Annotated in this window: 9 protein-coding genes and 1 riboswitch; of the genes, 8 read left to right on the top strand and 1 reads right to left on the bottom strand. The window is 56.0% G+C overall.

All coding sequences use genetic code 11. The features are described 5' to 3' along the window. A partial coding sequence (locus BGK68_RS12560) for a chloride channel protein (protein ID WP_198937194.1) occupies positions 1–519 on the top strand: 519 nt, incomplete at its 5' end. A gap of 48 nt (positions 520–567) precedes the next feature. Here BGK68_RS12560 and BGK68_RS12555 read toward each other — a convergent pair. Next, positions 568–882, bottom strand: a complete 315-nt coding sequence (locus BGK68_RS12555; protein ID WP_017455550.1) for a transposase — start codon at positions 880–882, stop codon at positions 568–570. Between the two features lie 670 nt (positions 883–1,552). Between BGK68_RS12555 and BGK68_RS12550 the strand changes: the two genes are divergently transcribed. The 7 genes from BGK68_RS12550 to crcB all read left to right on the top strand — a co-directional run bounded on the left by BGK68_RS12550 (position 1,553) and on the right by crcB (position 7,276). Continuing rightward, positions 1,553–2,362, top strand: coding sequence for an endonuclease/exonuclease/phosphatase family protein (locus BGK68_RS12550; RefSeq protein WP_075257370.1), 810 nt, complete (start codon positions 1,553–1,555; stop codon positions 2,360–2,362). Positions 2,363–2,541: 179 nt separating this feature from the next. Next, entirely contained in the window at positions 2,542–3,102 is a 561-nt protein-coding gene (locus BGK68_RS12545; protein ID WP_233149302.1) for a Chromate resistance protein ChrB, read from the top strand. A gap of 138 nt (positions 3,103–3,240) precedes the next feature. After that, positions 3,241–4,224 carry a COG4280 domain-containing protein gene (locus tag BGK68_RS12540; protein WP_143433034.1) on the top strand — a complete coding sequence of 328 codons (984 nt, stop codon included), beginning with the start codon at positions 3,241–3,243 and terminating at the stop codon, positions 4,222–4,224. Positions 4,225–4,233: 9 nt separating this feature from the next. Further along, entirely contained in the window at positions 4,234–4,983 is a 750-nt protein-coding gene (locus tag BGK68_RS12535; RefSeq protein WP_075257368.1) for a 2,3-bisphosphoglycerate-dependent phosphoglycerate mutase, read from the top strand. A gap of 67 nt (positions 4,984–5,050) precedes the next feature. After that, positions 5,051–5,124: riboswitch (Fluoride riboswitch) on the top strand. A 74-nt stretch (positions 5,125–5,198) separates the two neighbouring features. Next, complete coding sequence (locus BGK68_RS12530) at positions 5,199–6,536, top strand: voltage-gated chloride channel family protein (protein WP_075257367.1); 1,338 nt, start codon at positions 5,199–5,201, stop codon at positions 6,534–6,536. After that, on the top strand, positions 6,533–6,877 hold the full coding sequence (locus tag BGK68_RS12525; protein WP_075257366.1) for a DUF190 domain-containing protein: 345 nt from the start codon (positions 6,533–6,535) through the stop codon (positions 6,875–6,877). Before BGK68_RS12530 ends, BGK68_RS12525 begins: the two co-directional genes overlap by 4 nt. Positions 6,878–6,898: 21 nt before the next feature. After that, positions 6,899–7,276: a fluoride efflux transporter CrcB gene (crcB, locus tag BGK68_RS12520; protein WP_075257365.1), complete on the top strand. Its 378-nt coding sequence runs from the start codon at positions 6,899–6,901 to the stop codon at positions 7,274–7,276. Positions 7,277–7,279 lie beyond the last annotated feature (3 nt).

The following is a 7,279-nucleotide window of genomic DNA, read 5'->3' as shown; positions in this document are numbered from 1 at the left end:
GTAGCGTCCATCGCCGCTGACCAAATTGGCCTTGCTTGGGGCGTGCATCACACGCATTACGCCCTCACCGAGATGGCTCCCATCGCCATCTGGAGTATGGCAGCCGTCATCGTCGCAGGCATCGTCTTCGGCCTGATCGGCATGGTATTCGCCAATACCACCCACACCCTGTCTGCATTCATGAAGAAGCACATCGCCTACGGGCCGTTGCGGCCTTTTATCGGTGGCTTAATCGTCGCCATTGCAGTGTGGGTTGTGGGCGCGCATCGCTACATTGGCCTAGGCATCCCCGTCATCGTCGAATCCTTCCAGCATGCGCTGTCGCCTTGGGACTTTCTGGCCAAGATGGCCTTCACGATCACATCACTGGGTACCGGCTTTAAGGGCGGCGAAGTGACGCCACTGTTCTATATCGGTGCGACCCTCGGCAATGCCGCTCCTGCACCTTGGGCTCAGCCTTCACCGGCTTGTAGTAAGCGCTGCGCCTGGCAATCCCAAACCACGCGCATATCTTGCTGACAGCCACATCGAAACCGTCTTGTTTGAGTCCCTGGCGGATGGTCTCGATTACTTGTCTTCCTCGCCCAACAGGGACGCCAATTTTTTTCTGGCGCGCAGCTCCAGCATGGCTTCTCCGTAGGCTTCCTGCAGCTCCTTGAGTTGCCGCTCGTACTGTTCTCTCACATCCAGCGGCTTGGCGCGCAGGGCGTTCTCCATCCCTTTGCGGCCTTCATCGACCCATTCTTCGATCTCGGATGGCGGGATATCAAACGACCGGCTAGCCTCGGCTACCGTCGTCTTTCCCTGGATGATTTCCATCACCAGCGCCGCTTTGCGCTTGGCTGTCCAACGTTTGAATTCTTCTTCCATGACCTTGCTCATTTTGATTCCCTTTTAGGATTATCTACTGAGCAGGTTTTTAGTGGGTCATTACACTTGCATAACGTCAGCTTCTGGCCATTCGTTGCCATCAGTGATGAGATAATTGTCCTTGGTTACTTTTTTCCGAATCACGATGAAAGCCAAGCCTCTAGATCTTCTTTGCCCAAACTGTGGCATGACCGTTCTCCAATTCCACTCTCAGGCACGGCCAATACAAGACAACAAGATCAAGTGCCCAGCATGTGGCGAACAAACGAAGATCGCTTTGATGCAAACAGCTCACGGAGATACATTTCAGACTTACCTTCGGGATTTTGAGAACAAGGGAAAAATCTCTATCTACGAACCGCATCTAACTCCGTTTGGAAAATCGCATCCGAGCAGAAGCTATTCAAAGGCGAAGCGAAAAGGTGTACAGACAAAAGCAGAAGAAAGCTGACGGGATCAGACTTCGAACTTCTAGAAGGCCGCTTCCGGCCAAAAGCCGTCATCCGACGCCCAAATTAATGCCCGCACTGCGGGCATTTTTATTTCAGAAACAACCACACTTTAAAGATTTCTCCCTGTAGCTGCTGCAATTGGACATAAATAAAGTTGAAAATTGAAGTATACATTGTTACGGTCGTTACATTAATATAGTCAAATATGATCTTAACTACCGTTACGCCAAATGCCAACTCTTGCAGTTTTGAGCTACAACACCCTGTTCGCCGGACGTGATGGACAGGAACACACACGCGCAGATGCCCAGGTACAACTCATCAATGAGCTGCGCCCGGACGTATTTTTGATGCAGGAAGCCAAATACCTGGATGCCAATGGCAGCGCTGATTTTTATGCCCTGGAGAAACAGATAGGGATGCGCGGGTTTCTGGCGCCGGCACCGCGGACCGGCCAAAACCTAGCCATCTTCATCCGCGCGCCTTTACGTGCCGCGCGATTCAATGCCGACACAATGCACTTTCATCACGCAGCGGCAACACTCCAGATCGAAATACCAGGTGCAGCAGCGCCGGTGACATTCATCTCCACCCATTTATGTCCGAATGGCCCTGCAGTGCGCCGGCGCGAGGCGGCATATTTGGGCGTACAAGCCTCACCGGACCAGCTCACCTTGGTGGCAGGGGATTTCAACTCGGCGTCCCCGCACGATCCAGAACCGACGGACTGGCACTCCCTTGCGCAACACCACCGCGCCCGCTACCTGGCTGATGACATGGCCAGCATTGATCGTAGTGTTCTGGCCTATCTCGAAGCGGCTGGCTGGGTCGATGTGGGGTATTTACTGGACACAGATCGGACGCCGACAGTGCCCACCAAGGCCTACCGAGATGCGGAGTTCGCCACCATGCGTTGCGACTACATGCTGGCATCGCGATCACTTGCGGCCTGCGCAAAGAGCTACCAGGTCATCCGCAATGCGCTCACCGATGGCGCTTCCGACCATTACCCCATCCTGGCCAGATTCCAGATTCCATAAGGGGGTGCCATGTTTCTCCCCCCGTTGGCAGACAGGGTTCGCCTCCGTAAAATCGTGTCGAGCCGAGAGCGTGAAATGGTTGGAGCAAGTGAAGCATCACAGACAGTGGACAGTCACACTGGAAAGACGACGTGGTTCAACCGCACCCTGGCACGATGGAAACAACGAATGAAAGCACGATGAGCGAAACGATGAAGACAAACTGGCTGCTTCTCAGCTACAAGATTCCCCCCGAGCCAGCCAAGGCGAGAGTCGCCGTGTGGCGCAAGATCAAGGCATGCGGCGCCGTCTACCTGCAGAACAGCGTTTGCGTGATTCCCAATACGTCAGAGCATCAACGCATCTTGCGGCTGCTGCAGAACGACATCATCACTAACGCCGGCGAGGCCTTCGTGCTGGAAGCGGCCGGCCTGGACGACCATCAGGACAACCTGCTGACGCAACGTTTCAACCAGGATCGCGACGAAGAGTACGAGGAGTTCCTGGACAAGTGCAACGATTTCGAAAAAGAAATCGAGAAAGAAACGGCGAACGAGCATTTCACCTATGCCGAGCTGCAGGAAAACGAAGAAGACCTGAAGAAGCTGAAGAACTGGCTCGACAAGATTCGCAAGTTGGATTTCTGCAATGCTCCGAAGGGTGAAGAAGCCGCGCAACGCCTGGTCAAGTGCGAACACATGTTGGACGACTACGCCAATACCGTTTTCCAGAAGGAGACATCCAAGCTGAGTGGAAGCTGAAGCCAGTCCTCCCATTTAAGCCGCTCACACTCTGAGCAAGTAGCTCCCTGATATCAACCGAAGAATTGAGTGACAGCACGCTTTGCGTGCCGTCAGGGGGCCGCTTTTTCTCAACATTTGATGAAGAAGAGGTTTTTCATGATCCATATCGCTCAAGCAGCGCCAACGATACTGGCGTCCTTCATGGCATCGCTGGTCGAATTCGTCGAGGCCCTCACCGTGGTACTGGCAGTTGGTACCGTTCGCGGTTGGCGGCCTGCCATCATGGGCACCGTGACGGCGCTTTGCCTGCTACTGCTCATGGTCGTGTGTTTCGGCAGCTCCCTGGCAGCGATTCCGCTTCCCGTGATCCAGCTGGTCGTCGGTACATTGCTGTTGATGTTCGGTCTGCGCTGGCTGCGCAAGGCGGTGCTGCGCTCGGCAGGCGTCATCGCCTTGCACGATGAGGCCGCCACCTATCAAAAGGAGACGGAACTGCTTCGTAACGGAGCGCCCGCTGCCGGCAGTTGGGACAAGACCGCATTCTTCACGGCCTTCAAGATCGTGATGCTCGAAGGCGTGGAGGTCGTATTCATCGTCATTGCCATCGGCGCGAGCGGTCAATTGATCGGGCCGGCCTCTTTGGGTGCGATTGCTGCGCTGATCCTGGTAGTGCTGCTCGGCCTGTGGCTGCATCGCCCGCTGGCCAATGTTCCGGAAAATACCCTGAAGTTCGGCGTCGGCATTCTGTTGGCAGCTTTCGGTACTTTCTGGGCCGGCGAAGGCGTGCACATTGAATGGCCGGGCGCGGACTGGGTGCTGCTTGCCTTGATTGCCGCCTACTTCGTCGTGGCACAGGTCGCACTGTTGGTTTGCCGCAAGCTCAACGCGTCGCGAGCAGTGACCACAAAGGAACCATCCAAGAAGTCAGCACCACGCGGATGGATGGCGTCCATCTGGGATGAATTCATTGGTCTCTTTGTCGATGACGGCTTTCTGGCGGTAGGGATCGTACTGTGGGTTGGTGCCGCCTGGGTCTGGGTCGGCGCCATGGAGGCAAGTATGCCCGCTGAGGCTGTGTTGTTCCTCCTTGGGCTCACGGTATTGCTCTGGACCAGTGCAGTCAGGGCTGCCCGTGCCTGAGGGCAGACCATGAGCAACACCCATATAGAGCCAACGTCTACCGCCAACCTGGTCCTAATTCGTCACGGCGAATCCTTGTGGAATCAGGAGCAGCGATTCACCGGCTGGGCGGACGTGCCGCTCACGCAAGCGGGCATCGAGCAAGTCGCCGATGCCGCGGCGTCGATACGTCGTGAGGGATTGCGCTTCGATCTGGCGTATTCATCTGTGCTGGGGCGCTGCACGCACTCGCTGAGATTGTTGCTCGAAGCCTCGGCATTTCCGTCGCCGGACGTGCAGTTGGATTGGCGCCTGAATGAGCGCCACTACGGTGCGCTCACCGGCATGCGCAAGGCCGAGGCGGTCAGCCGCTTCGGAGAGGACGTCGTCAAAAGATGGCGACGGTCCTATGAGGGGATTCCCCCGCCTGTCGATGCCACGGCTGCCAGATTCATTCCGATTGACGCTCGCTATTCAGGTATCGAGGAAGAGCGCATTCCGACGTCTGAATCGCTGGAGCAGACTGTGTCGCGCGTTTCTGCCTTCTGGAATGACGAAGCCGTACCTGCGCTGTTGGCCGGGAAGCAGATTCTCATCATGAGCCATGGAAACGCCCTACGGGCGCTGACGAGTCTGATTGAAAATCTAGGTCAGGAGGAAATTGTTGAATTGGAAATTTCGAACTGCAGCCCTGTAGCATATCGGTTGTGCGATTCTCTCCATGTTGATTGGAAGAAATCGTTGGATGTTGAAGGGAGAAGCAAATCCGAGATATTGTGACTGGCAGGCAACCGGCAAGAAGATGTGCGTCTGCCCCAGTTGTCCGCAGAAATAAATATTGGTAGTATCGATGCAAGGAGATGGCATTCCTCCTTGAACCGCCTCCGGCTTCACGCCGGGGCTGATGATGCCTACAGCAACCTGGTGCACCGGGGCTGTAGGCATTCGCCTATTCTGTTCTGTTCGCCAGGCCGATTTACTCGACACCTGGCAACATGAAACATTACAAACATCCCGAGCAACTCGACTTACTGCCTTACGTCGCCAAATGGTGCGTAATCGCCAGCCTGATCGCTATTCTGGCGGGTTCAGCGTCGGCCTTTTTCCTTCACTCCCTAGAATTCGCGACGCAATGGCGCGAAGCTCATCCTTGGATCATCTGGTTGTTGCCCTTCGCTGGCTTTGCGGTGGGCTGGCTCTACCTCCATACCGGCAAACCGGTTGAGGCGGGAAACAATCTACTGATCGACGAAATCCACGACCCTAAGAAGGTCATCCCGGTACGGATGGTGCCTCTGGTACTGATCGGCACCGTCATATCCCACCTGTTTGGCGCCTCAGTTGGCCGTGAAGGTACTGCGGTTCAGATGGGCGGAGCCCTGGCGGACCAGCTGACGCATCTCTTCAAGCTGCGCCACGAAGACCGGAAGTTACTACTGATGGCAGGTATCGCCGCCGGTTTCTCCTCGGTCTTCGGTACGCCCATCGCCGGTGCCTTGTTCGGACTCGAAGTGCTCGCCATCGGCCGGATGCGTTACGACGCAATCTTCCCTTGCTTCGTAGCGTCCATCGCCGCTGACCAAATTGGCCTTGCTTGGGGCGTGCATCACACGCATTACGCCCTCACCGAGATGGCTCCCATCGCCATCTGGAGTATGGCAGCCGTCATCGTCGCAGGCATCGTCTTCGGCCTGATCGGCATGGTATTCGCCAATACCACCCACACCCTGTCTGCATTCATGAAGAAGCACATCGCCTACGGGCCGTTGCGGCCTTTTATCGGTGGCTTAATCGTCGCCATTGCAGTGTGGGTTGTGGGCGCGCATCGCTACATTGGCCTAGGCATCCCCGTCATCGTCGAATCCTTCCAGCATGCGCTGTCGCCTTGGGACTTTCTGGCCAAGATGGCCTTCACGATCACATCACTGGGTACCGGCTTTAAGGGCGGCGAAGTGACGCCACTGTTCTATATCGGTGCGACCCTCGGCAATGCTTTGGCTCCGTTGCTTCATTTGCCGTTCTCAATGTTGGCCGGTCTAGGCTTTGTCGCCGTGTTCGCCGGCGCCGCCAACACACCCATCGCATCCGCCGTAATGGCCGTGGAGCTCTTCGGTCCGGAAATCGGGCCGTTTGCCGCTGTAGCCTGTGTCGTCGCATATCTTTTCTCAGGCCATACCGGCATCTATCACGCGCAGCGCATCGGTCATTCGAAACACAGGCCGCTACCTGAGGGCATGAAGATTTCCGAACTGAACGCCTACAAAGCGAAGCTCAAACAAGAGCACCTCGAAAAGAACACCGTGTCGACCGACAAGCAAAAGGCCGAATCATGAGTGAAATGACCGTACTGAAACTCTATTTTCCTCTTGCTGCAAAAGCGAAAGCCACCAGATTTTGGCATCACCTGTCGGCCCCGGCGCTTGCCCAGCATCTGTTGGTGGCGGCGAAGAAATCCGGCATTCGACAAGCGACGCTGCAGCACATCAGCAGCAGTTACCTCGTGGGTGAGCACATCAGTCATCACCATCCAGAGGCTTCCTCAATGCGTCACCCACAGTGCCTTGAGCTCGTCGACACCGAAAAGCATCTCCGAAAATTCCTCCACGACCATGCTGGGGAGCTGCAGAAGGTCAGAGCCATTCTCTTCCAATGCACGCTCCCGTTGGAGCAGTAAATGGAGACCAGGAGATAACTCATGTTCAAAGCCATCGCAGTCATCAGCATCGGCGGAGCCATCGGCTGCCTGACTCGCTGGGGCGTCAGCGTGAAGCTTAATGGCCTGTTCCCGACAGTGCCCTTGGGAACGCTGACCGTCAACTGGGTCGGCGGCTACTTGATTGGAGTTGCCACGGCTTACTTTGCGACCCATCCGATGGTTGCTTCGGAATGGCGCTTGCTGATCATCACCGGCTTCATCGGTGGGATGACCACATTCTCAACATTTGCGGCAGAAATCGTGTCGCTGCTTCAAAACGGTCGGCTCATGTGGGCCATCGGCGCTATCGCCTTGCATCTTGGCGGCTCGCTGATCATGACCGTCCTCGGCATTACCACCGTCATGACGATTCGATAAGGA

The organism is Herbaspirillum camelliae (assembly GCF_001929405.1).
Taxonomy (GTDB): domain Bacteria; phylum Pseudomonadota; class Gammaproteobacteria; order Burkholderiales; family Burkholderiaceae_D; genus Herbaspirillum; species Herbaspirillum seropedicae.
The sequence above is the reverse complement of the archived record's forward strand: the minus strand, read 5'-3'. Positions and strand labels throughout refer to the sequence as shown.